The organism is Limisphaera sp. VF-2 (assembly GCF_049537125.1).
Taxonomy (GTDB): Bacteria; Verrucomicrobiota; Verrucomicrobiia; order Limisphaerales; family Limisphaeraceae; genus Limisphaera.
The window spans coordinates 248,201-272,611 of sequence record NZ_JBMVQY010000002.1; the positions used below are offsets into that span (position 1 = coordinate 248,201).

Sequence of the window (24,411 nt, forward strand, 5' to 3'; positions counted from 1 at the left end):
GGGTGCCGAAACCGGCGTTGGCGGTCGGCGCGGTTTCTATAAAATCGACGGCGGGGCCGCCGAGGCATGAAAGTACCGAGGAGCCAAAGGAAACATGCACAGTCACCGGGCGTGAACCAGGGTCGGATGGCGAGGGCAATCGGGCGCATCCTTCGCCGGAGGCACGACGGCTTCCGGCTGCGGGCACGGCGCATTCGGATTCATCCGAAGCGAGCACGGCAGGCGTGGCTGGTGTGGGTCTGCGTGCTTGCCGGGCTTGGCGGAGTTGGCGCCGGCGAGAGCATTGGGGGATCCGGGGTGCGGCTGGACCCGGAGTGGAAGGTGGGCGCCTGGATTTGGGATGCCCGGTGGTTTGACAAACAGACCTGCCGGTTCTGGCGTGGGATCGACATCCCGGAGGAGGCCCCCGTGGCCCGGGCCCGACTACGCATCACGGCGGACAACGGCTTCCGCCTGATGGTGGACGGACGCGAAGTGGGCCGGGGCAGCGACTGGCGGAGTCTGACGGAATACGACCTGACCCAGTTGTTTCGGCCGGGCCGGCACGTGCTGGCGGTGGAGGCCTTCAACGATCGTTTGGAGGCCGGCGTGCTTGCCGGATTGGTCGTCACACTGATGAACGGCCGGAGCCTTGAAATCGCCACGGACACCAACTGGTGGGTGGTGCCCGGAGAGGAACGTGGCTGGGAACGACGCCGACAGCCCCGACCGGGATGGCGGCCGGCCGTGGTGGTGGGAGGTTTTGGTACTGCGCCGTGGACCACCCGACCCCTGGCCGTGACGGAGATGCCGGCCCTGCAGCCATTGGAGTTGCGGTTCTGGCAGCGCGGCTGGTTCCAACTGGCGTTGCTGGCCTGCTGCGCGGCTGCGGTTGTCTCCAGTCTGGGGCTGATGATTCGCTTGACCGGACAGCGCGAGGCGGAGCGGTTGCTGCACCGCGAACGGATGCGGATGGCCAGAGACCTGCACGACGAGCTGGGGGCCGGATTGACGCAACTGCTCTTGTTGGCCGAGGTGGCCCGCAAGGAACCGGGCGCGGGAGATCGCGTGCGGGAATCCTTGGAGGCCTTGTGCAGTCGTGCCCGCGCCCTGGGGGCTGCCCTGGACGAAATCGTCTGGGCGGTGAATTCGCGCCGGGACACCCTCCGCGATTTCGTCAGCCACACCTGCAAGTATGCCGGGACCTTCCTGGAACAGGCGGGGATGCGTTGCCGACTCGACGTGCCTTCGGATTTGCCCGCGGGACCGTTCGCGCTGCCGTGCCGGCGCAATCTGTTCCTGGCGGTCAAAGAAGCGCTGAACAACGCCGTTCGGCACAGCGGGGCACCGGAGATCCACCTCCGGTTTCGACACGAGCGTGGACGCATCTCGGTGCAGGTGGAGGATGCAGGTCGCGGCTTCGATCCCGCTGGCGTGTCGGAAGACCGCAACGGTTTGGCGAACCTGCGGCAGCGGATGGCGGAAGTGGGCGGGCAGTGCGCAGTGGAAAGTGCACCCGGCAAGGGCTGTCGCGTGACGCTCGAGGTGCCGCTGCATCCACCTGCGGGCCGATGGTGGCGCCGGGGCCGGACCCGGGAGGCCGGAGCCGCGGCTCCGGTGCGAGTTCCGGCGGCCGGGACCGGCGACAAGGGTGGGACGGGCCCGGGAGGTGCAGCATGAACGCAAGCAAAGCGCCGGCGCAGGGTGAGGCGGTGCGGACGCCGTTGCGGGTGGCGCTGGTGGAAGATCAGCGGGACGTGCGGGAGAGTTGGGCGCGGCTGGTGGATTCGTTTGCCGAGTTTCGGTGCATCGCCGCGTGTGCGTCCGGAGAGGAGGCCCTGCGCACCCTGCCGGCGTTGCGGCCGGATGTGATTCTCATGGACATCTTTCTGCCGCGGATGTCGGGGATCGAATGCACGGCCCGGCTGAAGGCCAGCCTGCCTGAATCGAAAATCGTGATTCTGACCGCCTCGGACGACGATGAACTGGTATTCCTTGCCCTGGAGGCGGGGGCGGACGGGTATTTGCTGAAGCGGACCGAGCCGGAGTCGCTGCGTACGGCGTTACTGGATGTCTGGCAGGGAGGTGCGCCCATGTCGAGCGTGATTGCCCGGCTGGTGGTGGAGTCGTTCCGCCACAAGGGTCGAGGGAGTGCGGATTTCGTCCGCTTGAGCGCGCGGGAGGAGGAGATTTTGCTGCTTTTGTCCAAGGGCTATGCCAACAAGGAAATCGCCGATCGCCTCGGCGTCAGCACCGAGACCGTGCGCAGCCACCTGAAACACATCTACGAAAAGCTGCACGTGCGGTCGCGGGCGGAGGCGGTGGCCCGTTACATGACGGCGCGTCTGCCGCGCAACGAAGTCTGAAGAACCGGATCCCCCGGTCCAGTGCATTTGGCGCATTGACCGCCGCTGGTTCCCACCGCTAGGGTGGTTTCGGCCGGCCTGACAGAGCCGGGCATTGAACCAGAACCGATCATGAGAAGCGTCCTCGTCATGAACTCACAGCCTCACAATCCGGTCTCGCGTCGTGCCTTCCTGCGCACGGGCCTCGGCATGGTGGGAATTGCGGCGTTGAGCCGCGGGACAGAACTATGGGCGGCCGCGGAGCGGCGAAAGATCCCGGTGGGCGTGCAGTTGTACTCGGTCCGCGAACTGTGTGCCAGGGATCTGCCGGGCACGTTGGCCGCAGTGGCCAAAATCGGTTACAAGGGAGTCGAGTGGGCCGGCTATTACAATCGCAGTGCCCGGGAGTTGCGACGCATGCTGGACGACGTGGGTCTCGTCACGTGTGGTACCCACACGCCGTACGAAAGCATCCTGCCGCAGAACCTGGAAGCGACGATCGAGTTCAACCAGATCCTGGGCAACAAATTCCTGATCGTTCCGTGGATGCAGGGGAAAACCCGGCAGGAATGGCTCGACCGGGCGCGGCTGTTCAACGAGGTGGCGGAGAAGGTTCGGGCGCATGGGATGTACGTGGGCTATCACGCCCACGCGCACGACTTCGAGAAGTTCGAGGGCCAAACGGCATGGGACCTCTTTTTCGGGAACACGCGTCCGGAGGTGGTGATGCAACTGGATACCAGCAATTGCATGGCGGGAGGCGCCGACCCCGTGGAGGTCCTGCGACGATATCCGGGCCGGGCCATCACCATCCACCTCAAGGCGCACGGCGGAGGTCCAGAGGCGGTCTTTGGCGAGGACAAGGTGGACTGGAAGGCGGTGTTCGAGTGGTGCGAGACGCAGGGGGGCACCCAGTGGTATGTCGTCGAGCACGAGTCCAGCAAGGATCCGATGGATGCCATCCGGCGTTGTTACGCGGCGCTGCAGAAAATGGGGAAAGTGTGAACACGGCCCGGTCCGGGGGCCGGCTCTGTGCGTGGCTTGAGACGATGCGGGCGCGCCGTGGGCGGTGCGGCGGCGTGTCCCGTGCACTTCCTGGCCGGCAGGGCCTTGTCCGCCGCTTCGCTTGGGCAGAGTTTTGCAGGACGCGGCGGGGAGGGTGAAAAAGGCAGAAGCTCCTTACTTTTCCTTCAGCGCAGCTTCGATTGCCTGCACGAGTTCCTCTGACTCGGGCGCCACCCGCGAGTCGAACCGTTTCAGGATTCGGCCATCCCGGCTGACCAGAAACTTGGTGAAGTTCCAGCGGATGTCGCCGGGGTAGGGGGAGTCCGGACCGGCCAGCCACTGATAGAGGGGATGTCGGCCGGGGCCGTTGACCTCGATCTTGCTGAACAGCGGGAAACTGACCTGGTAGCGAGTGGTGCAAAACTCCTTGATCTCCTGGGGTGTCCCGGGCTCCTGATTGCCGAACTGGTTGCAGGGAAATCCCAGCACCACCAGTCCGCGGTCGCGGTATTTGCGATACAACTGTTCCAGTCCGGCGTATTGCGGGGTGAAGCCGCATTTGGATGCCACGTTGACGATCAACAGGACTTTCCCGCGATACTGGCCCAGGGTGGTCTCTTTGCCATCGATGTCCACCAGCTTCAGGTCGTACGGGGCCGAGGGACTGGGGCCGCCGACCACACCCGCCACGGCAGCAGACAGGACCGCGATCACGATCAGCGAGAGTTTCATGCGCGCGAATATTGGGCCGGCCGGACAGCCTGTCAAATCGGGCGCAGGGCGGACGCCGGCGTCGAGGGCGGATCGGCTCCGGGATCTGGATCCGCGGCATGGGTGTGGGGCGCTTCAAAAAGGCTCGCTTCCGGCCGGAACTCTGGCATTTAAGCCCCCATGACCGAACCACGAATCGGGATCATCGGCGGGACGGGCCTGTACGAGATGGCGGAGGTGACCGACCGGCGCTGGGTTCGGGTGCGCACGCCGTTCGGGGCGCCGTCGGATGCCCTGTTGACCGGGCGCCTGGGCGGTCGGCCGGTGGTGTTTCTGCCGCGCCATGGCCGGGGCCACCGGTGGTTGCCCAGCGAACTGAATCATCGGGCCAACATCTGGGCGATGAAAAAGCTCGGAGTGGCCTGGATCCTCAGCGTAAGTGCCGTGGGCTCGCTGCAGCGGCGCTATCGACCTTGCGATCTGGTGCTGGTGGACCAGTTCGTGGACCGCACCAAGAAAAGTGCCGAGCACACCTTTTTCGGGCGCGGGATTGTGGCGCACGTGGCCTTTGCGCACCCGATTTGTGAGGAGCTGCGGCGTCTGGTGCTCGAAGAGGCGCGGGCGGCGCGGATCCGGGTGCACGACGGCGGAACCTACGTTTGCATGGAGGGTCCGGCCTTCAGTACCCGGGCCGAATCGCTCACCCACCATCGACTGGGATATGATGTGATCGGCATGACCAACCTGGGGGAGGCCCGATGCGCCCGGGAGGCCGAAATCGCTTACGTCACGCTGGCGCTGGTTACGGATTACGACGCGTGGAGCGATGAACACGAACACGTCACGGTCGATCAGGTGGTGTCGTATTTGCGCCGCAACGCGGCCACGGCTCAGGAACTGATCCGACGCGTGGTCCCGCGCATCCCGACCGCGCCGGGTTGTTCCTGCCATCGCGCGTTGGACCACGCGATTCTCACCGATCGCGCCCATTGGCCGGCGGCCACGGTCCGGGCGCTCAAACCGATCCTGGCTCGGCACCTCGACCGGGAGTAGGCAGAGGTGTTTCCTCGCCGGCGGCGGCCGGCTCTTCTCCACGCGAAACGTCAGGGTGGAGATCCGGTCGCGTGTCATGCCGCCCGGGCCAGGGTCGCCGCAGGGAGGACGCGAGCGTTTGTCGCCGGCACGGGCAAGCCGGTCGGCTTGCGGCGCAGGCACTCCACGATCGCCTCGGCGGCACGCGCGCAGGCGCCGGGTGGGCCGAGGCGGGCGCGCACCTGTTGGAGGGCTTCGCGGATGCGCAGGCGGCGGGCATCGTCCAGCCACAATTCCTCGATCAGGGCCGCAAGTCGCTCCGGCGTGGCCTGATCCTGCACCAACTCGGGATAGACGGGTTCCGGCGCCAACAGGTTCGGCATGGCGAGGTGACGCACGTGGACCAGGTGACGCCCGACCCGGTACGTCAGGGCCGCGGTTTTGTAGAAAACGATGGCCGGCAATCCGGCCAGGGCACACTCCAGCGTGATGGTACCGGACTTCGTCAGGGCCAGGTCGGCCCGGCACAAGGCAGGCGCGGCCGGTCCGGCCTCGACGGGTACCTCTGCCGGCCACTCGGTTTGCCGGAGCATCGGCACCAGGGAGGGATCGGGCACCACGCAGCGGCCCTCGAGGTTGGGCCAACGCTGTCGCAACCGTCGCCAGGTCGCGGCCAACAAGGGGCCGTGGCGACGCAACTCGTCCGGCCGGCTGCCGGGCAGCAAGACCAGCCGGGGTGCTCCGGCGGTGCTGGGACGGTGCACGCTGGAGGCACCGACCGGCCAGCGGTCCACGAGCGGGTGCCCCACGAACCGCACTGGTAGTCGGGGCGCATGGTGCGCGAACCATTCCGGCTCGAACGGCAGGATGCTCAGCAACAGGTCCAGCGTGCGCTCCATCTGGGCGGCGCGCCCCGGCCGGGACGCCCACACCTGGGGCGACACGAACTGGACCAGCACGGGTTGCCATGGATGAAACCAGTCCTGTCGTCGTCGGAGGTATCGGCGGATGGCCGCGGCGAAGCGCAGGTTGAACGCGCCGTAGTCCACGCCGAGGATCACGTCCGGCTGTCGCTCCACTGCCGCCTGATAGAGCTGCCGGAACGCTCGGTAGTAGTGTTTCAGACGGGGCAGGACATCGAACAGGCCGATGCTGGCCCAGGGGGTGAGGTCGCAAAGCAGTTCCGCGCCGGCCTGCCGAAGGGCTCGGCCGCCGGCCCCGAAGAACTCGGGCGGCAACGCGGTGCGCCGGGGCAGGGTTTCCGGCGTGGGTTGGGCGCCCAACTCGATCAGCCGGGGCCGAAGCTGCTCAACCAGCTCGGCCGCCAGACGATCGCCGCTGGGTTCACCGGCAATCAACAGGATACGGAACGGGCGCATATCGAAACGCAGCGATTCGCTCAAGGCTTGGTTGACTGGATCTGACGGGTGATCTCCAGGGCAAGATCCAGGGCCGCTTTGGCGGCCTGACCGTCCACGCGCGGACTCTGCCGGGCACGGACGCATTCCAGGAAATGCCGCAGTTCGAGCTTGAGAGGCTCGTCTTTGTTGAGGGGGACGGGTTGGCGAACGATCTTGCGGCCGGCATAAGCGGTGACCACGGTGGCCTCTCGACCGGCCAGGGCCAGCAGCCGGCTGAGCGCAGAACTTTCGGGCTCGTCCGCACCCGCCAAGCGATAAATGAAGCCCTCCTGTGCCCGGTAATCGAGTGAGATGTAACAAGGGTCCGGCCCGGCGCTGAACACCCGGATCTTTCGCAACCGCTCCGGACTGACGCGGCTGGCGGTCAGGTTGGCCACACACCCGTTGGCGAAGCGAAGCCGTGCATTCGCAATGTCCTCCGAACCGCTCAACACCGCCACTCCCACCGCCTCCACGCTCACCACGGGCGCCGCTACGAACGCCAGCACGACGTCCAGATCGTGAATCATCAAATCCAGCACCACCCCCACGTCGGTCGAACGGGCCGGGTAGGGGGACAGCCGGTGGACTTCGATGAACCGGGGTTGGCGCGCCACCGACTGCAGGTAATCGAACACCGGATTGAACCGCTCCACATGCCCCACCTGCAGCACACAACCGTGTTGGCGGGCCAGTTCCACCAGTTCGGCCGCCTGCTCGGATCGCTCGGTCATGGGCTTTTCAACCAGCACATGCCGGCCGCGGCTGAGACAGTGGCGGGCCAGCTCGTAGTGGGTCACCGTGGGCGTCACAATGCTGAGTGCCTCGCAGGCCTCCACCAGCGACTCAAACGTGGGGAAGGCACGAACCCCGTGCCGGCGGGCGACTTCAGCGGCTGTCTCGGGCACCAGATCGTGGACCCCGACAAACTCCGCCTCGCCGGCGGCTGCCAGCTCGGAGTAAATCCGGGCGTGGTGCCGCCCCAACGCCCCGGTGCCGATGACCCCCACACGCAACGTGCGGTTCATGAACCCCAGTGTGCGTCGAAGCCCCTCGTTAAGGCAACCGACCATTGGATGGAGGCCGTGGAGTCCCTGACCGCATCCGCGCCGACAGTTGTGGCTTCGGCGGCAGGAAACCATGCAGCCGATTCCACATCCGCCCAAATCCGCGCGGGACCGAACTTTCCGGCAGCCTGAACCTTCGCAGGTGCCCGGGCTTTTGCCTCTCGCGCTCTTGCGACCGTCAGAGCCGGGGCGAGCCGGAGGGATTGCACTGACTCCGGGAGTTCCGAGCCCGTCGTTTGGCACGGCCGGCGGGCAACCGAGGCACAAGGCGAGCCGCCCTCATAAGGATTGCAGCGCCGGGGTTGGTGAGCTGCGTCGTCCCCGGAACCGCATTCCCGAAGGACGTTGAGTTTCAGATGCCGGGTTTGCCTCCTGACGGCGGCGGCTACCGGTTTCCCAAGCGTACCCGCGAAGGTAGGCGGCAGAAAGTGTAGCGACGCGCTCTCCCGCCGGGCACCCGCGGGGTTACCGACCAACTACTGAGGACCGGGGGTCACCGACCGTAAACATCCCCGGGGCCGCAGACAAACGTGCCGTGTTGAAGGTGCAGGACCCGGCAGAGCACCGGCCGCCGCGGATCCCGGGCGACAAGAACTCACCAGAACCCCGGCAGTCGGGAAACGGTGCCATTTTCAATGGTCGGCCGGCGGGGTGTTGACAAAGTGGCCTGGCCCACGAAGAACATGCGGATTTCCTGGATCAATCGAGGCTCATTGTCGCAGAAGACCCTTTTGTCATCACCCTGCCAAAGCACTTTCAGCTTGGCAGGGTGGGACCCACACGAAAGCCCGAGCGTCGACACCCATGCCGCCGGCTGTCAAGCGCGGCTGCCGGAGGGTCCGTTTGGAGCTTGCCGAGCGAACAGGGGCACTTTAGACGGTGATGTGTGAAGCCCCGAAGGCGGCAGAGCTTTTCCACCCGAAGCGCCGGAACCGCGGCCTTGACTGCGTCCACGAAGGTGCGGGGATGGAAGCTGTGGTTGGGGCGGTTGGCGTTGTCGGTCCTGGTCCCGGGGCTGTTGGTGGGGTTGGCCGAGCTCGGACTTCGATGGAGCGGTTATGGCTGGCCCACCAGCTACTTCGTCCCCGGTGAATCGGAGGGTCGGCCTTGCTGGGTGGAAAACGATCGATTCGCGTGGCGGTTCTTTCCCCGGGGGCTGGAGCGGCATCCACCGCCCACCCTGTTGCGGGCGGAACGTCCTCCCGGGAGTTGTCGGATTTTTGTCTTGGGCGAGTCGGCAGCCATGGGCGATCCCAGGCCGGCCTACAGCATGGGCCGATACTTGCAGGTGCTGCTCGAAGAACGTTACCCGGGGCGGCAGTTCGAGGTGGTCACCGTGGCGATGACGGCAATCAACTCGCACGCCTTGCTGCCCATGGCGCGGGATTGCGCGCGGCACGGCGGCGATATCTGGATTCTCTACATCGGGAACAATGAGATGGTCGGGCCCTTCGGAGCCCTGGATGTGTTGGGCCCGGCGGCGCCGCCCTGGCTCTGGGTTCGGGCTCGACTGGCCGCGCAGGAGTGGCGCCTGGGTCAGGCCCTGCAGGACACGCTCGACCGGTGGCGCCGCCGCCCTGTGCCTCCCGGGGGATGGGCGGGGATGGAAATGTTTTCCGCACAGCGGCTGCCGCCGGGTGATCCTCGGCGCGAGCGAGCGTATCGGAATTTTGAGCGTAACCTCCGCGACATTCTGAAGGTGGGCCTGCAGCACGGGGTGCGCATTCTGGTCAGCCCCGCTGCAGTGAATCTGAAAGATTGTCCGCCTTTCGCCTCGGTCCCGGGTCGGATGCGGTCGGGAGCGACGACGGAAACGCTGGAGATCTGGCTGGCGCGCGGGGCCGAGGCCGAGCGCGGTGGGCAATGGGCGGCGGCCGCGGAAGCCTACGGCGCCGCGGTGGCGCTGGCCCCTGAACACGCCGGCGCGCAATACCGACTGGCCCGGGTCCTCCTTCGGCTCGGCCGCCGGGAGGACGCGCATCGGGCCTTTCAGGCGGCTTGCGATTCGGATGCGCTCCCGTTCCGTGCCGACTCGCGGATTCAAACGCTGACGCGGCAGGTGGTCGAACAGATGCACACGGAGCGGGTCCGTTGGTTGGACGCCGCGGCGGTTCTGGCGGCACGAAGCGGGGACGGCATTCCGGGTCGGGAAAGTTTCTTCGAACACGTGCACCTGAATCCGGAGGGGAATTACGCGCTGGCGCGCGCGTTTGCCGAACAACTGGAGGACTGGTTACCCCGGGCGGCCGACGCTTCCGCGCCGCGAGAATGGCTGTCAGAGTCCGGGTGCGCTGATCGGCTCGCGTTGACGGACTGGAACCGGATTTCCATTTACGAAGATCTGCGCCGGCGGCTGAGGCAGCCCCCGTTCACGGCGCAGGCGGATCACGAGGCCGAGCTGCGCTGGATCGACTCGCAGTTGGAAGCCCTCCGGGCCCGCCGGGCGCACGCTCAGATCGAGCAAGCCCGGCGAGTGTACGCTGCGGCCTTGGAACGGCGGCCGGGAGACCACAGGCTTTACGAGAACCAGGCGGAGTTCCTGGAGGCGGTGGGGGACCTGGAGGCAGCGGCCGGGGCGTGGGCCGCAGTGACGCGCATCCTTCCGCACCATCATCTCGGTTGGTTCCAACAAGGTCGGCTCTTGGCACGTTTGGGCCGGCTGGAAGAGGCCGAGCAGGCCCTGAAAGCGGCTGTGAGCCGAAGGCCGGAGTTGAGCGAAGGCTGGCTGGAACTTGGCCAGGTCCTGCTCCGCCGGCAGCGGGCGGAGGCGGCCCTGGAGTGCTTTGCCCGGGCTCATGAGTGGTTGCCCCAGGACTGGCGCGCGCCCTTTCAGATGGGACGGGCCCTGCAACAACTCAATCGACGGGCCGAGGCCATCGAACAGTTTCGACTCGCATTGCGGCTGAACTCCGAGGCCGTGGAACCCCGGTTCCAGTTGGCCCAGGAACTGGCCTTCGCCGGCCGTACACCGGAAGCGCGCGAAATGTTCGAGGAGGTGTTGCGGCGGGATCCCTCTCATCTCCTGGCGCGGATTAATCTGGGGGTAGCCTTGGTACAACTGGGGCAGTTGGAGGCCGCAGCGGAGCAGTTTCGTCGGGCGCAAGCCCAGGCGCCCCAGAACCCGTTGGTGAGCAATTACCTGGCACAAGTGGAGTCGCGCTTGGGACGGCGCCCCTGATGCCTGCCGACTGAACAGCGCCTCCCGGGCGAAGCCCCGCGTGTGGTGTGCGGTGCCGGACCGTCACGTTCGCCGGTCGTGCCTCTGTTTGCGTTGAGGATCGCCGGGGCCTTCCGCGGAGGATTCTTGACCGGCCGCGGAGTCGGAATCGGTTCGGATGGGCAGGACCCGGGGCTTGGGTGATGGATGCGGCCCGTGGCGCGGCAACAGCCGGCTCAGAGCCAGGGCTCGTTCGACCTGCTCTGCCGCCAGCCAGCCTTTCGTGGTTCCACAAGCCAGCCGTAGCGCACCGAGCGCCCGCGCCTGCCGGGTGAAGAACCGTTCCAGCTGCGCCAGGTCGGCCTCGAATCCCCACCTTTTCCAGGCCCCGCGTTCCGCCCAGGCCACTGCTTCCTGACGCAACCAGGTCAGCAGTTCATCGCTCTGGCCCAACCAATACTTGCGCAGCCGGTCTGTCCAATGGTCGCGTTCCCTTTCTCCGCCGCGGTCTTCTGAAAAGTGAAACCGAACCAGCCTGGGCCCGGATCCCTCCCACCAACCAAGGGGCCAGTCTGGAATCTTCGGGCTGGCCGACCAAACCCGCCACAAACAGCGGGAGAGGATGCCGAACGTGGCCCGCTGCGTGAACGCACCAAACCATTCGCCCCCCGACAGAGGTTTGTCTGCTCGAGTCAGCAGGAGGTCCCGTCCCTGTGCGAGCATCCCGGCAAACCACCGGCTATGGGGATGTGTCCCCTGACGATTTCCCGGGGGATGATAGAGTTGCAGCAGTTCGGCTTCGTACCGTACGGCTTCTGCGTGGCTCGGGCAGGGCTGCCATCGGACCTCCTGGACATGCGTCAGGTGGCGGGCCAGGGCGGGAGGCAGTCGGCCTGGCGGGGCGACACGATACCCTGCCAGTCGGCGACGGAGATTCACCGCTTTGCCGACATAAAGAACCTGCAACCCGGGCCGCCCGGGTCGAACCCCCACGAACCAGTACACCCCGGGCAGCCGGGGCACGGCCCGCAGCCGTTCCGGCGTGAGAATCCGTCGCAATGGCCGCGGTTCCGGCCCGACGAACAACTCGATCTGGCCTTTCATTCGGTGTTGCGGAGCGCCGCCCTTCGGCAGCAGGAGGCACGCTTGCCGCGGGTGCGCTCGCCGGCATGTTGGGATTTGGCCGCGCTGGATAAAAGCCAACAGTGCGAGACGGTTGAAACACTCCGGCAGCCCGCGCCCTCGGCCGTTCGATGACTGCCTAACCTTTTGATGGAAAAGGACATCGCAAGGCGACGGCCATGCCCATGGGCCACTTGGCATTGCAGGTGCTCTTGTCCCGGCGACCGGTTTTCTGGCCGATCAGGCGGTGATGGCTGACCAGGTCGCGAAGTGTCGCGCTGGCGGTCTGCCCGCCGCGCCGGGTCGGGCCGGCTCTGACGTTATGAAGAAAATCGAAGCGATCATCAAACCGTTCAAACTCGAGGACGTCAAAGAGGCGCTGAGCGAGGTGGGCATCGCCGGCATGACCGTCACGGAGGTGAAGGGCTTCGGGCGGCAACGCGGCCACACTGAGATCTATCGGGGCAGCGAATACACCGTGGATTTCCTGCCCAAGATCAAAATCGAAGTGGTGGTGACCAACGCCCAGTTGGATGGCGCGGTACAGGCCATTCTGCGAGCGGCCCGTACCGGAAAGATCGGCGACGGGAAGATCTTTGTGTTGAACGTGGAGCAGGCAATTCGCATTCGGACCGAGGAACGCGACGAGGCAGCCATCTGATGCGCCGTCACGTCTCCCTTCACAACGGAACCATGAACCACTTGGAGAATTCTGGACTGATCATGAAAAGCTTTTGCACGCGACCGTTGGCATTGGCAGCGGCGGGATTCGCATTGCTCAGCCCTCTGGCCGCAGGAGCGGAAGAGGCCGCCGGTCCCGCACTTTCGGCCGGGGACACCGCCTGGATGTTGACCGCCACGGCCTTGGTGTTGTTCATGACCCTGCCCGGGCTGGCGCTCTTTTATGGCGGCCTGGTGCGCGCCAAAAACGTTCTGACCGTGTTGGTGCAATGCTTTGCCCTCGCGAGCTTGATCACGGTGCTGTGGGTGCTCTACGGATACAGTCTGGCGTTCGACACCACCGGCATGACCGCCAACGTGAAAAACATCCACTCGTTCATCGGCAGCCTGAACAAGGCCTTTCTCAAAGGAGTGGGACTGAATTCGTTGACGGGGACGATTCCAGAGTCCGTGTTTGTGACCTTTCAACTGACCTTCGCGATCATCACGCCCGCGCTCATTGTGGGTGCCTTTGCCGAGCGCATGAAGTTCAGCGCCATGCTGATCTTCACTCTGACCTGGTTCACGTTTTGTTACCTGCCGATCTGTCACATGGCCTGGTCCGGGGCGGGATCGCTGTTTGGGGACTGGGGCGTGCTGGACTTTGCCGGGGGCACCGTCGTACACATCAACGCGGGCATCGCAGGCTTGGTGGCCTGCCTGATGGTGGGCAAGCGCATGGGCTTCGGCAAGGAACCGCTCCCCCCGCACAACGTGCCCATGACCGTGATGGGCGCGGCCATGCTGTGGGTGGGGTGGTTCGGATTCAACGCAGGGAGTGCGTTGGCGGCCAATGCCACGGCCGGCATGGCCATGTTGGTGACGCAGGTGGCCACAGGGACGGCGGCTGCAACCTGGATGTTCTGGGAATGGATCCGCAGCGGCAAACCCACCGCGGTGGGCCTGGCCACGGGGGCGGTGGCGGGATTGGTGGCGATCACCCCGGCCAGCGGAACGGCCGGCCCTCTGGGAGCGTTGTTGATCGGACTTCTGGCCGGAACGGGCTGCTATTTTGCGGCCACCAGTCTGAAGCGTTCCCTCGGCTACGATGACAGCCTCGATGTCTTTGGCGTGCACGGTATCGGAGGCATCATCGGCGCCCTCCTTACGGGCGTGTGCGCCAGCAGCGCCCTGGGAGGCGCCGGATTGGCCGAGGGCGTCCGGATCCCGGGCCAGGTCTTTACCCAGCTCAAAAGCGTCCTGGTGACGATCGTCTGGAGCGGCATTGTTTCGGTGGTCGCGCTGACCCTGGCCCGGTTCACCGTGGGCCTGCGCGTGGCGCCGGAGGTGGAACATGCCGGACTCGACCTGGCCGAGCACGGCGAGGAGGGCTACCCCACCGCTCGCAGTTGACGATCCGGCGAGAATTGCACTGGACAGACCCTTTCCCCGGAGCCAAGCTCCGCGCCCGCCTGAGCGGACTCCGCGGCGCGGCTCCGGGGAACAACCGGAGAAACCTGAAAATCATCGCAGATCCTGTACACGCAGAACGCAGAACCACAACACGACAAACCCATGAGCACACCCAAACAAGTCATCGAGATGGCCCGCAAAGCCGGGGCCAAGATGGTGGACATCAAATTCGTGGACACCTTCGGAACCTGGCAGCATTTCACCTGCCCGATCGAGGAACTGACCGAGGAAGTGTTCACCGAAGGGCTGGGGTTTGACGGCTCCAGCATCCGCGGTTGGAAAAGCATTGAAGCCAGTGACATGCTGGCCATGCCGGATCCCGCCACGGCCTTCATCGATCCCTTTTGTGCGGTACCCACCTTGTCGTTGACGTGCACCATTCACGAGACCGGCACGCGGGAACCCTACAACCGGGACCCGAGAGGCATCGCGCAACGGGCGGAGCGCTACCTGGCCTCCACCGGCATCGGCGACACGGCCTACTTCGGTCCCGAGGCCGAATTCTTCATCTTTGACAACGTTCAGTACGACAACCGCGCCAACGGTTGTTTCTACAGCCTCGACTCAATCGAGGGCATATGGAACACCGGGCGGGAAGAGCATCCCAACCTGGGGTACAAAATCCGACACAAGGAGGGCTACTTCCCGGTGGCCCCGGCGGACACCCAGCAGGACATCCGCACCGAGATGTGCCTGACGATGATGCAGCTGGGCGTGAAAATCGAACGGCAGCATCACGAAGTGGCCACGGCGGGCCAGGCCGAGATCGATTACCGATTCGACACGCTGGTGCGGGCGGCCGACGCCATGATGGTGTACAAGTACGTGGTCAAGAACGTGGCGCGCAAGCACGGCAAAACCGCCACGTTCATGCCCAAGCCGCTGTTCGGCGACAACGGCAGCGGCATGCACACGCACATCAGCGTCTGGAAAAAGGGCAAGCCATTGTTTGCCGGCAACGAGTACGCCGGTTTGAGCGAGACCGCCCTGTATTTCATCGGCGGCCTCCTCAAGCATGCGCGGGCGTTGTGTGCCATTTGCAACCCGACGACCAACAGTTACAAGCGGTTGGTGCCGGGCTACGAGGCACCGGTCAACCTCGCCTACAGCGCGCGCAACCGCTCGGCGGCCATCCGCATCCCCACCTACAGCGAGAACCCCAAGGCGCGTCGGCTGGAGTATCGGCCGCCGGATCCGGCCGCCAACCCGTATCTGGCCTTTGCCGCCCTGTTGATGGCCGGCTTGGACGGCGTCCAGAACAAGATCCATCCCGGGGAGCCGCTCGACAAAAACATTTACGAGCTGCCCCCGGAGGAATTGAAGCGGGTGCCCCAAGTGGCCGGCAGCCTGCTCGAGGCCATCGAATGCCTGGAACAGGACCATGAGTTCCTGCTCAAGGGCGATGTCTTCTCCCGCGACTTCCTCGAGATGTGGGTCGCCGCCAAACTCAAGGAGCACGACGCCATCCGGCTCCGCCCGCATCCCTACGAGTTCTTCCTCTACTACGACGTCTGAGACGGGTGTGCTCCGTTGTCGTGGAGGGTGAGCGACGGCGCGGGCTGCGGCCCGCGCCGTTTGTTTCATGGTGGGAATGCGCCGGAGCCGCAGCCGACCCCTTACCGCGGATTCAACACGAAGTTCTCCAGCAAGATGACCGCGATGCCCATTAACGCCCCGCCGGCAATGACCCCGCCGCAAATCGGCTCCTGATTCTGGACAATCAGCCGGTGGGCCGGCGAGGTTTCGCGACGAATCCAGCGCTCCGCCAGCCAGAAGACAAACGCACCCAGGAACATCGCCAGACAGGTGTTGAACGGAATCACCGTGGCCAGGCCCAGGCCGACTGGCGAAAGCCAAAAGCGACCTTTTGTGATCAGTCGCACCCCTTCCAGCACCAGGCCCAGCACGCCGCCAACCAGCGCCGCCCAACGGGCCGACACCGGCAGCTGCGAAAGCCCCTGGGTCAGCGCCTCGGCTACGGCCTTCCAGATGGTGGCCGCCGGCATGGGATACTGCTCCTGGACCAGTTCAGAAGGCCCGCCCCGCAAAAACACCCAGTAAAACACCGGCACGGAGACGAGGGCCCCGGCCAGAATCCCCAGCACATGACCGATGGCCTGCTGGCGCGGCTTGGCCCCCAGCATGTAGCCGGGTTTGATGTCCATGAGCAGGTTCGACGCGTTACTGGCCACCTCCGCGGTGATCCCTGCGGTCATGAGATTGCTCTTGATGTTGCCCGGATCCAGCAGGCCATAGGTGAGTTGCGTCAGTTTGCCCATGGCCCCCGTGGGCGTAATCGAGGTCAGCGCCGTGGAATTGACGGCAATGAGCGTAAACACGAACACCAGCGGAATCGCCAGCGCCCCCAACCACCATTTCACATCGAAATAGGCGTGCCCGATCCAGACCACCGCAAAACCCGCCAGAGGGATCCCCAGCACAAAGACCCGCATCGGCAGCTCGATGTGGGCCAGCACATCCGACTGGGCCGACCCGCTCCGACGGAACAGACCTCGAAAGGCGCTGACCAACAATTGCGGCTTGGCAAAGAAAGCCAGGAGCGAGGCCGTGGTCATCATGGCCACCCCACCCCAGAGCGCCCAGGCGGTAATCGTGCGGAACCCGTAGTGGACCACTCCGTCCGCACCCGGGCGCCCCTCGATCGCCCCGATACTGATCGCCCATGGCACGAGGATCAGGTAGTTGAGGATGGCGCCGACCAGGATGGAAACCCCCACTCGGATTCCCATCAGGCCGCCCGCGGCCATCATGACAAAATCGGTGTCCGGCCGGACCGTCAGCTCCCTGAGGTCCACGCCCCGAATCTGCAGGGTCGTTAGGCGATACAACCAGCCATCCAAATACTCGGGAATGGTCAGCCAGCCGAGCCGCAGCTTTTCCATCACGGCGTGACTCTGCATCAACTTGGCCAGTGCCGACAAACCGCCCGCGGTCACCAGAACCTTCGCTTTGAACAGACCCTCCTGCGCGCCGCTGGAATGCAACGCATCCATGACGATCCCGGCAGCCCGTCCCTCCGGAAAAGGATGCTGTTCATCGTTGATGAACCGTTTCTTCAGCGGGAAGGCAAACAGCACCCCCAGAACCGAAACGGCAATCATCCAGGTGATGGTCACCCCCATGGGAATCACGGCATTGGTGACCATCATGTACGCGGCCAGGCTGGAGATGAGCGGCGCCGTCATGTAACCGGCGGCGGTCGCGATGGACTGCATGCAGTTGTTTTCGAGGATGGTGAACTCGCGCGCCAGGCCCACCCGGGCCATCACCTTGAACAGGGCGAACGCCAGAATGACCGAGGTGATGCCCACGCCAAGGGTCCATCCGGTTTTGGCGCCCACGTACAGATTGGTCAGGGAAAGCAGGCCGCCCAGGCCCATGCCCGTGAGTGCCGATCGCCAGGTCAGTTGCGGCATGTCACCGCGCCAGACATTTTCCAGCCACCAGCGATCTTTCTGTTCCAGCGTCCAGGTGCGAATCTGCTCCGGAGTCAGTTGTTTGAGGGCCATGGCTTGCGAGGACCGGGGTATGAAGGTGCGGCCAAACGGAGGAAACGACGAACCCGTGGCTTCTGAACTCAGTCGCCGATGATCTTCACCAGCACCCGTTTGCGCCGGCGCCCGTCGAACTCACCGTAAAAAATCTGTTCCCAGGGGCCGAGGTCCAGGCGTCCGCGGGTAATCGCCACGACGACCTCCCGACCCATCACCTGCCGCTTGAGATGGGCGTCTGCGTTGTCCTCGCCGGTGCGGTTGTGCCGGTACTGGCTGATGGGTTCGTGGGGCGCCAGCTTTTCCAGCCAAACCTCGAAGTCGTGAAGCAGGCCGTCCTCGGCATCGTTGATGAAGACGCTGGCGGTGATGTGCATGGCGTTGACGAGGCAGAGTCCCTCCTGTACGCCGCTTTTTTCGACGAGACGCTGGACCGTGTCGGTGATGTTGACGAACCCGCGGCGCTGCGGCAGTTCGAACCAGAGGTACTCGGTCAGACTTTTCACGCGCCCCCTTATGCCACGGGACGGGCCGGGGCGGCAATCCTGCGCATGGTGGGGTGTAGCGGGAGACGATTCGGGTGCGCTGCGCCCTTTGCAGCGTCTCGACGGGACCGGACCTGGCGAAAAGCCACGGCGGACGTCCATTCTCGCGTGGGGCGTGCCACCGCCTCACGGGTTGCTGCCCGGCAGAACTTTCGGGACAGATGCAGCGGCTCTGGCGGTCGTCGGGCCGCCGGTCTCAGTCGAGCCGTACAGATTCAGGCCAGGCAGTGGCCATGCGCTCTGCCGGGTGCTCTGGATGCCGATCCGCAGGTCCTGGTCCCGACTTCCCCTGCCCGGAGGGCGGACGTTGGCCTCCGTCGGAAGGCAGGACCCTCGATGTGCGGCTCTGCCAGACTCCACAAACAAGTTTCAAATCTCCGTGCTGGGAAGCGTGCGTTCAGCGCCCGCCCAAAAAATGACCCTGCCGGCAGGGAGGGGCTGCCGGCAGGGTTGCGGGAGGAGGTGTGGTATGCGTGGCAGGAAAACCGCCTCAAACCTAGAAATTGGGAACCCGCCGCCCACCGCGATATCGCATCCACCTCAGATCCGGATCATTGGCCGAGGTGGGAATGTTCAAGGTGCTGGTGTATCGCACCTGTGGGAACCGGGTCATGACGCCGCGCCACTTGTGGATCTCGGAATGCCCGTCGGCAAATGCAAACCCGGCCGCCATGTTGTGGTAGGTGGCCGGCAGGTCCACGAATTGGCTCGCATACGGATTGAAGAACCCGGCGTCGTTGATGCTGTCGGGGTGTTCATCCAGGTAAACCCACGTCTCGGCCGGACCCGGATAGAGGAAGTCAGACATTTTCCGAATGTGGTTGTAAATACTGTCCCATGGGCCGGTTTCGGCGTTGCCGTCCCCAACCCCGATGTTCCCGGAGATGCTCCGGACCCGATAGGGCCAACCGCGCGCCCGTTGCACCGGGCTGGCATACTGGTCCGCGGGACAATGGAAAATCTCGTGTTTCTTGCCGATGTACGGTCCCAGCGCTGCATAGCGCTCGTCGGTGAGGAAGAGAATATTCGTGTTGTCCGGCTCCAATCCCCAGGTCAACCAGCCCACCACCCAGGGGCGATTGCGCGGATTGTTGGCAGCCGCGCCGCCCTGCGCCTCGCCACCATGGAAGCTCATGACCAGGCGGTCGTTGTTGTCCGCGGCGTACATCTGCCAGGCCACCATCAATTGCTTCGTGTTGTTCATGCAATAGATGCCCTGGGTTTTGGCCTTCGCCTTGGTCAGGGCCGGCAGCAGCATGCCCGCCAGAATCGCAATGATTGCAATTACCACCAGCAGTTCGATCAGCGTGAACCCTCGCGAAGTCACCGGACCCCGGCGAACCCGAAGCCTGGTCACGAGGCGAGTCGTGGTCGGAAGAGGCGTTTTCATGTTGGTTGACTCAAGGACCCGTTAAGGTTTCCGCCCAAATCTCTATGCTTTCGGGCCTTGATGTCAACACCAAGTTTTGTTCATGGCCGGGCGGCAGAGCACCTTATTGGCCGCAAGCACAATCCGGGCCCCAAGGGCCAACGAATGGCCGCCCTCCGCCCCCTTCCGGCCGGACTTCCGAAGGTGCGGAATTCGGTGTGGCTCACCCCGTTCTTGGCGAGCGGGCATCGGGTTCGTGCCCTTTGAAGGGCGGCGGGTGTGGGGGACCGATTCTCCGGCGCATTGCCCCGGACTGACGGGTGGGATGCGCATTGGGCGCGGAGATCGGGCCGGTGCAATCCTTGGGCAGCGGGGGCGCATTTCAGTTTTTTGAGCCCCGTGTTCGTTTCCAACGAACTGCCCGATTCCCTTGACTTTGCAGCACCGAGGACACCTGAAACCCTGCCGAGTTTTCACGCACTGTCCAAAGCCTGAATTCCCCCATCACCCGGGGCGCCGCAGGATCCGGGTTGTTTGCACTTGCCGGGCCCGCTTAGCTTGGGTTCGTGGCACGACGAAGGCCTCAGAATTCCAAACTCCGCCCGCACGGCGTCGGCCGGACGCCTGCCGAACCAGCACCGGGACGGTCGCCGCCCGTGCTGATGCCCTTGGGCAAGAGGTGGCTCTTCCGCCTGACCGCCATGGTGGTTCTGCCCTTGGTCGTGGTGGCGGGGACTGAACTGGGACTTCGGTTGACCGGCGCCGGGTTCGATCCGCACTTCTTCCGACGGTATCAATCCGGGCCCCCGGAGACTTGGGTGGAAAACCCGGCCTTCGGGCGGAGGTACTTTCCGCGGGTGCTTGCTCGAGCTCCGCAGGCGCTACGGGTCACCCTGCCCAAGCCTGCCGGGACCATCCGCATTTTCATTCTCGGCGAATCGGCCGCTCTGGGGGACCCCCGGCCGCGGTATGGCGCCGGGCGATATCTCGAGGTTCTTTTGCAGGAACGCTTTCCCACCACCCGGTTCGAGGTCATCAACACGGCCATGACCGCCATCAACTCTCATGCCATCCGGGACATCGCCACGGAACTGGGCCGTTTCGAGGGGGACCTCTGGATTGTGTACATGGGCAACAACGAGATGGTCGGTCCCTTTGGCGCAGCCACGGTCTTCGGTCCCAAGGCCCCGCCTCGTTGGTTGGTGCGAATGACCCTCGGCCTGCAACGACTCCGCCTGGCGCAAGTGCTCAAGGATTGGGCCGATGCCGCCCGACAACGGCCGGGCCGGCCGCTCGTCTGGGAGGGGATGGCGATGTTCCTGGACAACGTGCTGGCTGCGGACGAGCCGCGCCGGGAACGGGTGCGACGGAGTTTTGCCGCGAACCTGGAAGACATCTTGCAAGCGGCCGATCGCGCCGGTGCGCAGGTGGTGTTGAGCACCGTGGCAGTAAACCTGAAAGATTGCCCACCGTTCCATGCGAGCGCACCCGCATTCGCAGATCCGGCGCAGCAACAAAAGTTTGCCGCGCTGATGGAGCAGGGGACGGCTGCCCTCCAACAAGGTCGTTGGGCGGAAGCGAACGACCGGTTTCGCGAAGCCCTGCAACTGGCTCCCCAGGCGGCCGGGGTGCACTACGGCCTGGCCCGGGCGCTGCTGGCGATGGGCCAGGTGGAGCAGGCACGGATTCATTTTCAGAAAGCCTGTGACCTGGACGGACTGCCGTTCCGGACGGATGGCCCCATGAATGCCTTGATTCGCGCCGCCGCACAACGCCGGCCAAGCCATGTCGTCTTGTGCGACGCGGCCGAAGCATTGGCCCGGCTCAGCCCGGACGGTGTGCCCGGAAGGGAGTTTTTTTACGAACATGTGCACCTGAATTTTGACGGGAATTATCAGCTTGCGCGTCTGTGGGCAGAGACCCTCCTGCCCCTGCTGCCCGGGTCCGTGCGTGCTTCCGCCGCGGCCGACTGGCCCACGCAGGAACGTTGCGAACAGTTGTTGGGCCTGACGGACTGGAACCGCCGTTCCGTGGTGGCGGAAATGATCGACCGCATCCAGCGCCCGCCCTTCGACCGTCAATGGGATCAGCTCGCGCAGCTGGCGGACTTGCGGCAGGCGCTGGCAACGATCGAGGCGCGCCTGGCCACCACGCCTCCGGAACAGGCCCGCCAGGTGTACGAGGCGGCCTTGAAACGCCGGCCCGACGATCCTGCCTTGCATGAAAACTACGCCGAGTTCCTCGAGGCCATCGGGGACGGTGCCGCAGCCGTGGCGCATCGCCAGCGAGTCTGCCAGCTTCTGCCTCATCACTACTTCAGTCACTATTGCCTCGGGACCTTGCTGAAAGAGCAACGCCGCCTCCCCGAGGCACAGCGGGCCCTGGAAACCGCGGCGCAATTGCACCCCGACGTGGCCGACGTCCACGTGGAATTGGGAGCCGTGCTGGCCGCTCAAAAAGAGTGGGAGCCGGCCCGACGAGCGTTGGAACGTGCGCGTCGGCTCGACCCCACGGATGCGCGCGCGGCCCTGTTTCTGGGGGCGGTTCTGGCGCAACTGGGACGTCCTGCCGACGCCATGGCGGCCCTCCGGGAGGCGGTGCGGCTCAACCCCGATCTGGTCGATGCCCGGGAGCGGCTGGCCGAACAACTGGCTCAAACCGGCCAGTGGCGTGCGGCGGCCGAGCAGCTTCAGGAAGTCGTGCGAAGGGCCCCCGATCGTTGGCGGGCCCGCTTGAACCTGGCGATTGCCTGGAGCCAGTTGGGCAATCTCCCGGGCGCTCTGGAGCAAGTAGATACGGTGTTGGCGCAGGACCCCAAAAACGGGCTGGCGTTGGAACTGAAAGCGCGGTTGACAAACCGGAGTCCGTGACCCTCCGCAAAGGCGACACGCACAGAGCTGAACTTGCCGCCAGACGCGCACGAAGGCCCGTGCGCGCTCCAGCCACGGGAACGCGGACCGAACCAAGGCAACCCCGTCGGGGCAAAAAACACACAGGGCGCCCGACGACAAACCCCCATCGGACGCCCTGTGGTTGGTTGAGGACCAAATCCATCCCGGGTCACGGGCTGCCTTCGATCTGCGCCGCCCCGCGGCCCTGCGCTTCGGCGTTGCCGGCCCTCATACCTGCTGACCCCCTACGCGGGCGCAGCCGGATTGGCAACTCCTGATAAGGCCGCATCGCCAGCCCGCCTTGCTAGATAGCATCGACTCTTGGCTGCCTTGCCGATTTGGGTGGACGGAAGCGGGCCACAGGTCCGGCCGTGGGTCGGCAATTTGGAACGCCGTGCGCCGGTCGGCTGCTCGACGGGGAGCTGGACCCGCCAGTTGCCCCGCGGCCGGGTTTGGCCCGACCCCCGGGACCAGTCGAACTCTTCGGACCATGCCTGGCCTTGCCATTGTGCCGTTGACGGGCCCAGTTCCAACGAGACCTCAGGAATCCGGCAACACGACAAGAGCCCACGGTGGGCCGCGGAGTGTTGGTGACGGGGCCTGCCCACCCGCTTCGCCGGCCCACACGGGTCGACGGTTCCGGAGCACCGTCGCTGCGGCACCGGTCAGGCTTGCCTTTGCCCGGGCCTTCCGTCATTACGTGGGCATGAACCGCCGCCAATTCCTGAAACTCGGTGCGACCGCGCTGGCTGCGGCCACTGCGGTCCGATACGTCCCCACGACCTTCGCCGCGCAAAAGCCACGTCGGGTTGGCTTGATCGGAACCGGTTGGTACGGCAAATCGGCCCTGTTTCGGCTGCTTCAAGTGGAGCCGGTCGAAGTGGTCTCGCTGTGCGATCCCGATTCGCGCATGCTGAACGAGGCCGCCGACATGGTGGCCGAACGGCAGCCCTCCAAGAAACGGCCCCGGCTGTACAAGGACTTTCGCGAGATGTTGCGGGAACGGGACCTGGACATCGTCATGGTCTCCACCCCGGACCACTGGCATTGCCTGCCCATGATCGAAGCCTGCCGCGCCGGAGCGGACGTGTGGGTCGAAAAGCCCATCGGGGTGGATGTCGTCGAATGCCAGTCCATGGTGGCGGCGGCGCGGAAGTACAACCGGGTGGTTCAGGTCAACACCCAGCGGCGCAGCACACCGCACTTGGTGGAGGCCCGCGACCGGTTCATCCGCGAGGGCCGGCTCGGCCGGATCGGCCTGGTCGAAGTGTACTGTTACTACCACATGCGCACCCGCGAGAATCCGCCCGACACCGCACCGCCGGAACATCTGGATTGGGAGTGGTGGACGGGGCCGGCGCCGATGCGCCCGTTCAATCGGCTGATCCATCCGCGCGGCTGGCGCAACTTCATGGAGTACGGCAACGGCATCGTGGGCGACATGTGCATTCACATGTTCGACATGGTGCGCTGGATGCTGGACCTGGGATGGCCCAAACGAATCAGTTCCAGCGGCGGAATTCTGGTGGACAAACAGAGCAAGGCCAACATCACCGACACCCAGACGGCCACGTTCGACTACGGCGATCTGGTGGTGGTCTGGACCCATCGCACCTACGGACACGCGCCCGATCCGCAGTATCCCTGGGGCGCCACGTTCTATGGCGACCGCGGCACGCTCAAGGCCAGCATCATGAGCTACGATTTCATCCCGCAGGGCGGTGGGGAACCGGTGCACAAGGACGTCACGTACGAACTGGAGCAGTATCCGGAAGACAAGACGGAGCGCGATCTTGAACGGCACGTGGCCCCTGCGCTCCGACGACACTGGCGAAACTTTTTGGAGGCCGTGGATCAACGCAGCCGGCCCGTGGCCGACATCGAACAGGGCGCCATTTCCAGCGCCTGCTGTATCTTGGCCAATCTGTCCATGCAGCTGGGCCGGTCCCTGACGTGGGACCCGCAGAACTGGCGCGTGGTGGGCGATGACGAGGCCAATCGGCTCTTGCGCCGGCCCTACCGGGCCCCCTGGAGCCATCCGGAACCGGACAAGGTTTGATTCCGGGCGGTCTCTTCGCGTGGAGTGCAGGGTGCGTGAGCTTCAAGTGAGTCGGCCCCGGCGGGATCGGAACCCGCCGGGGCC

At 65.1% G+C, this 24,411-nt stretch carries 17 protein-coding genes; 10 read left to right on the plus strand and 7 right to left on the minus strand.

Going from position 1 to position 24,411, the window contains the following annotated elements:
* The first annotated feature begins 126 nt into the window (after window positions 1-126).
* The 3 genes from ACPDIT_RS08360 to ACPDIT_RS08370 all read left to right on the plus strand — a co-directional run bounded on the left by ACPDIT_RS08360 (window position 127) and on the right by ACPDIT_RS08370 (window position 3,329).
* A complete protein-coding gene (locus ACPDIT_RS08360; RefSeq protein ID WP_423442746.1) occupies window positions 127-1,659 on the plus strand; it encodes an ATP-binding protein in 1,533 nt (510 codons plus the stop codon).
* The gene (locus ACPDIT_RS08365) at window positions 1,656-2,345 is read left to right on the plus strand and encodes a response regulator (protein ID WP_423442747.1); all 690 of its coding nucleotides are present in this window, start codon (window positions 1,656-1,658) and stop codon (window positions 2,343-2,345) included. Before ACPDIT_RS08360 ends, ACPDIT_RS08365 begins: the two co-directional genes overlap by 4 nt.
* A 129-nt stretch (window positions 2,346-2,474) precedes the next feature.
* A complete protein-coding gene (locus tag ACPDIT_RS08370) occupies window positions 2,475-3,329 on the plus strand; it encodes a sugar phosphate isomerase/epimerase family protein (protein WP_423442748.1) in 855 nt (284 codons plus the stop codon).
* Window positions 3,330-3,503: 174 nt separating this feature from the next.
* On the opposite strand, the gene ACPDIT_RS08375 is transcribed toward ACPDIT_RS08370, so the two are convergent.
* Window positions 3,504-4,061 carry a glutathione peroxidase gene (locus ACPDIT_RS08375; protein WP_423442749.1) on the minus strand — a complete coding sequence of 186 codons (558 nt, stop codon included), beginning with the start codon at window positions 4,059-4,061 and terminating at the stop codon, window positions 3,504-3,506.
* Between the two features lie 159 nt (window positions 4,062-4,220).
* Between ACPDIT_RS08375 and mtnP the strand changes: the two genes are divergently transcribed.
* Window positions 4,221-5,093: an S-methyl-5'-thioadenosine phosphorylase gene (mtnP, locus tag ACPDIT_RS08380; protein WP_423442750.1), complete on the plus strand. Its 873-nt coding sequence runs from the start codon at window positions 4,221-4,223 to the stop codon at window positions 5,091-5,093.
* Between the two features lie 74 nt (window positions 5,094-5,167).
* On the opposite strand, the gene lpxB is transcribed toward mtnP, so the two are convergent.
* Window positions 5,168-6,475, minus strand: a complete 1,308-nt coding sequence (gene lpxB / locus ACPDIT_RS08385; RefSeq protein ID WP_423442751.1) for a lipid-A-disaccharide synthase — start codon at window positions 6,473-6,475, stop codon at window positions 5,168-5,170.
* A complete protein-coding gene (locus ACPDIT_RS08390) occupies window positions 6,472-7,500 on the minus strand; it encodes a Gfo/Idh/MocA family protein (RefSeq protein ID WP_423442752.1) in 1,029 nt (342 codons plus the stop codon). Before ACPDIT_RS08390 ends, lpxB begins: the two co-directional genes overlap by 4 nt.
* Window positions 7,501-8,479: 979 nt before the next feature.
* Here ACPDIT_RS08390 and ACPDIT_RS08395 point away from each other — a divergent pair.
* Complete coding sequence (locus ACPDIT_RS08395; RefSeq protein ID WP_423442753.1) at window positions 8,480-10,717, plus strand: tetratricopeptide repeat protein; 2,238 nt, start codon at window positions 8,480-8,482, stop codon at window positions 10,715-10,717.
* A gap of 63 nt (window positions 10,718-10,780) precedes the next feature.
* Here ACPDIT_RS08395 and ACPDIT_RS08400 read toward each other — a convergent pair whose 3' ends face one another.
* Entirely contained in the window at window positions 10,781-11,800 is a 1,020-nt protein-coding gene (locus ACPDIT_RS08400; RefSeq protein ID WP_423442754.1) for a nucleotide excision repair endonuclease, read from the minus strand.
* Between the two features lie 340 nt (window positions 11,801-12,140).
* On the opposite strand from ACPDIT_RS08400, the gene ACPDIT_RS08405 reads away from it, so the two are divergent.
* The 3 genes from ACPDIT_RS08405 to glnA all read left to right on the plus strand — a co-directional run bounded on the left by ACPDIT_RS08405 (window position 12,141) and on the right by glnA (window position 15,466).
* Entirely contained in the window at window positions 12,141-12,479 is a 339-nt protein-coding gene (locus ACPDIT_RS08405; protein ID WP_423442755.1) for a P-II family nitrogen regulator, read from the plus strand.
* 62 nt (window positions 12,480-12,541) lie between these two features.
* Window positions 12,542-13,891: an ammonium transporter gene (locus tag ACPDIT_RS08410; protein WP_423442756.1), complete on the plus strand. Its 1,350-nt coding sequence runs from the start codon at window positions 12,542-12,544 to the stop codon at window positions 13,889-13,891.
* Between the two features lie 162 nt (window positions 13,892-14,053).
* The gene (gene glnA / locus ACPDIT_RS08415) at window positions 14,054-15,466 is read left to right on the plus strand and encodes a type I glutamate--ammonia ligase (RefSeq protein WP_423442757.1); all 1,413 of its coding nucleotides are present in this window, start codon (window positions 14,054-14,056) and stop codon (window positions 15,464-15,466) included.
* Between the two features lie 101 nt (window positions 15,467-15,567).
* Here glnA and ACPDIT_RS08420 read toward each other — a convergent pair whose 3' ends face one another.
* From ACPDIT_RS08420 to ACPDIT_RS08430, 3 genes are all read right to left on the minus strand, one after another.
* Complete coding sequence (locus ACPDIT_RS08420) at window positions 15,568-17,481, minus strand: OPT family oligopeptide transporter (protein WP_423442758.1); 1,914 nt, start codon at window positions 17,479-17,481, stop codon at window positions 15,568-15,570.
* 68 nt (window positions 17,482-17,549) lie between these two features.
* Window positions 17,550-17,969, minus strand: coding sequence for a secondary thiamine-phosphate synthase enzyme YjbQ (locus ACPDIT_RS08425; RefSeq protein WP_423442759.1), 420 nt, complete (start codon window positions 17,967-17,969; stop codon window positions 17,550-17,552).
* Between the two features lie 535 nt (window positions 17,970-18,504).
* Window positions 18,505-19,398 carry a type II secretion system protein gene (locus ACPDIT_RS08430; protein ID WP_423442760.1) on the minus strand — a complete coding sequence of 298 codons (894 nt, stop codon included), beginning with the start codon at window positions 19,396-19,398 and terminating at the stop codon, window positions 18,505-18,507.
* Between the two features lie 647 nt (window positions 19,399-20,045).
* Here ACPDIT_RS08430 and ACPDIT_RS08435 point away from each other — a divergent pair.
* A complete protein-coding gene (locus tag ACPDIT_RS08435; RefSeq protein ID WP_423442761.1) occupies window positions 20,046-22,247 on the plus strand; it encodes a tetratricopeptide repeat protein in 2,202 nt (733 codons plus the stop codon).
* A 727-nt stretch (window positions 22,248-22,974) separates the two neighbouring features.
* On the plus strand, window positions 22,975-24,327 hold the full coding sequence (locus ACPDIT_RS08440; protein WP_423442762.1) for a Gfo/Idh/MocA family protein: 1,353 nt from the start codon (window positions 22,975-22,977) through the stop codon (window positions 24,325-24,327).
* Window positions 24,328-24,411 lie beyond the last annotated feature (84 nt).

Coding starts and splice junctions, on each gene's coding strand:
- ACPDIT_RS08390 (WP_423442752.1), bottom strand. CDS start 7,500: ATGAACCGCACGTTGCGTGTGGGGGTCATCGGCACCGGGGCGTTGGGG.
- ACPDIT_RS08410 (WP_423442756.1), top strand. CDS start 12,542: ATGAAAAGCTTTTGCACGCGACCGTTGGCATTGGCAGCGGCGGGATTC.
- ACPDIT_RS08365 (WP_423442747.1), top strand. CDS start 1,656: ATGAACGCAAGCAAAGCGCCGGCGCAGGGTGAGGCGGTGCGGACGCCG.
- glnA (WP_423442757.1), top strand. CDS start 14,054: ATGAGCACACCCAAACAAGTCATCGAGATGGCCCGCAAAGCCGGGGCC.
- ACPDIT_RS08405 (WP_423442755.1), top strand. CDS start 12,141: ATGAAGAAAATCGAAGCGATCATCAAACCGTTCAAACTCGAGGACGTC.
- ACPDIT_RS08360 (WP_423442746.1), top strand. CDS start 127: ATGGCGAGGGCAATCGGGCGCATCCTTCGCCGGAGGCACGACGGCTTC.
- ACPDIT_RS08400 (WP_423442754.1), bottom strand. CDS start 11,800: ATGAAAGGCCAGATCGAGTTGTTCGTCGGGCCGGAACCGCGGCCATTG.
- ACPDIT_RS08420 (WP_423442758.1), bottom strand. CDS start 17,481: ATGGCCCTCAAACAACTGACTCCGGAGCAGATTCGCACCTGGACGCTG.
- ACPDIT_RS08430 (WP_423442760.1), bottom strand. CDS start 19,398: ATGAAAACGCCTCTTCCGACCACGACTCGCCTCGTGACCAGGCTTCGG.
- ACPDIT_RS08370 (WP_423442748.1), top strand. CDS start 2,475: ATGAACTCACAGCCTCACAATCCGGTCTCGCGTCGTGCCTTCCTGCGC.
- mtnP (WP_423442750.1), top strand. CDS start 4,221: ATGACCGAACCACGAATCGGGATCATCGGCGGGACGGGCCTGTACGAG.
- ACPDIT_RS08440 (WP_423442762.1), top strand. CDS start 22,975: ATGAACCGCCGCCAATTCCTGAAACTCGGTGCGACCGCGCTGGCTGCG.
- ACPDIT_RS08375 (WP_423442749.1), bottom strand. CDS start 4,061: ATGAAACTCTCGCTGATCGTGATCGCGGTCCTGTCTGCTGCCGTGGCG.